The sequence below is a fragment of the Arthrobacter sp. Br18 genome, assembly GCF_000520555.1.
Classification (GTDB): Bacteria; Actinomycetota; Actinomycetes; order Actinomycetales; family Micrococcaceae; genus Arthrobacter_D.
This window is the reverse complement of sequence record NZ_KI914872.1, coordinates 27,221-28,829: the sequence shown is the minus strand read 5'-3', so window position 1 is coordinate 28,829 and position 1,609 is coordinate 27,221. Positions and strand designations below refer to the sequence as shown.

Here is a 1,609-nt window from a genome sequence, read left to right as displayed (position 1 = left end):
AGCTGCCGAGCCAGTCCACCGGTTCGGCGCCCTGGTGCCGCAGCAGTTCGTTCACCCTGCTGAAGGGCCGGGATCCGAAGAACCCGCGTGACGCCGACAGCGGGCTGGGGTGTGCGGATTCAACCGTTGGGGTGGTCCCGAGCAGCGGCTTCATCTTCGCCGCATCACGGCCCCACAGGACGGCCACCAGCGGTCCTCCCCGGGCGGCCAGGGCTGCCAGGGCGGCATCGGTCACGGCTTCCCACCCCAGCTTCCGATGTGAGGCGGACTCGCCGGCCCGCACGGTCAGCACCCGGTTCAGCAGCATCACGCCCTGCTCCGACCACTGCGAGAGGTCGCCGGTGGCAGGCGCGGCGACGCCGAGGTCGGATGAGAGCTCCCGATAGATGTTCGCGAGACTTTTCGGAAGGGGCCGGGTGCCGGGATCGACGGCGAATGCCAGACCTACCGAGTGACCCACCGTGGGGTAGGGATCCTGGCCCACGATGACCACCTTCACATCCCGGAGTGGATAGCGGAAGGCACGCAGGATGTTCGGGGGCTCGGGAAGAATCCGGTGCCCCGCCCGAACCTCCCGGGCAAGGATTTCGGCGACGCGGTGCAGCGCCGGTTCGACGGGACGCAGTGCCGCAGCCCAGTCCGGGGCCATCATGTCGCCAATGGAGACGGGAGCTGCGAAGGCGAACGGGGTACCGTCGCTGTCGGGGTCGTGCCGAGGGTCATCGGATGCGCCGGCGGCGCTGTTCACCCCGCTGTTCCGCCCGGCGCTGTTCCGCCTGCTGCCGGGAGCCGGTCCTGCGGGAAGGGGAAGCTGGAACAGAGCGCCGTCGTCGGGATCCATGGTCCCATTCTTGCCGACCGGAACGAGGCCGCGCGTCCGGGAATCCGCCGAATGACACTGATGGAATTCGCAACTACCATGGATAGGTGGTCCCGCATCCGGCACGGACCTGCCGGAGGAAATAGTCTGGATCGAGGGCGGTGGGTCGGATGGGTGAAGCACGGGGCGCTGCGGATGGCTCGCCCTCGCACACGGATGCTCTTGTTCTCGAGGACCGCGACCGCCGCATGCTCGCACTCGAACGCGAGTGGTGGAAGTACCCGGGCGCGAAGGAGCAGGTGATCCGGGAGCTCTTTCAGATGTCGGCCACCCACTACTACCAAATACTCAATGCACTGATCGACACGGAGGCGGCACTCGCCCACGATCCGATGCTGGTCAAAAGGTTGCGTAGACTGCGTTCAACCCGGCAGCGGGCCCGCTCGGCGCGCCGGCTCGGCGTCGACATCTGACCAACAGCCAAGGACCGCACCCGCATATGACGAAATATCCCCTGGACGAATTCGACAGGGTCCCTGAAGGCGTCGATCGGCAGGGAGTCCACCGCGAGCGGCTGGTGCCCGGGCGTTCCGGCGGGACCGCGCTGAAGATCCTGGTGGGAGTGCTTGCGCTGCTCGTGGCGCTCGCCGCCTATCTCCTGCTTCCCCGGCTCGGGCTCGAGGCCGGACCCGGGGGTGAGGCCCGCGCGGGCACTGCTGCTGCTGGCGCACCGGCGGCGGACGGCTCCGCATCGCCGGCCCCGGCGCTGAATCCTGCCGATGCGGCGGC

2 protein-coding genes and 1 pseudogene are annotated in these 1,609 nt (G+C 68.6%); 2 read left to right on the top strand and 1 reads right to left on the bottom strand.

Going from position 1 to position 1,609, the window contains the following annotated elements; translation table 11 throughout:
• On the bottom strand, window positions 1-652 hold a 652-nt coding region (locus Y704_RS20895), incomplete at its 3' end, for a uracil-DNA glycosylase (RefSeq protein WP_216698979.1).
• Between the two features lie 338 nt (window positions 653-990).
• On the opposite strand from Y704_RS20895, the gene Y704_RS20890 reads away from it, so the two are divergent.
• Together Y704_RS20890 and Y704_RS24545 are read left to right on the top strand one after the other, a co-directional pair.
• On the top strand, window positions 991-1,293 hold the full coding sequence (locus tag Y704_RS20890) for a DUF3263 domain-containing protein (protein WP_051476988.1): 303 nt from the start codon (window positions 991-993) through the stop codon (window positions 1,291-1,293).
• Window positions 1,294-1,319: 26 nt separating this feature from the next.
• A pseudogene (locus Y704_RS24545) lies at window positions 1,320-1,609 on the top strand (LytR family transcriptional regulator); the annotation flags it as partial.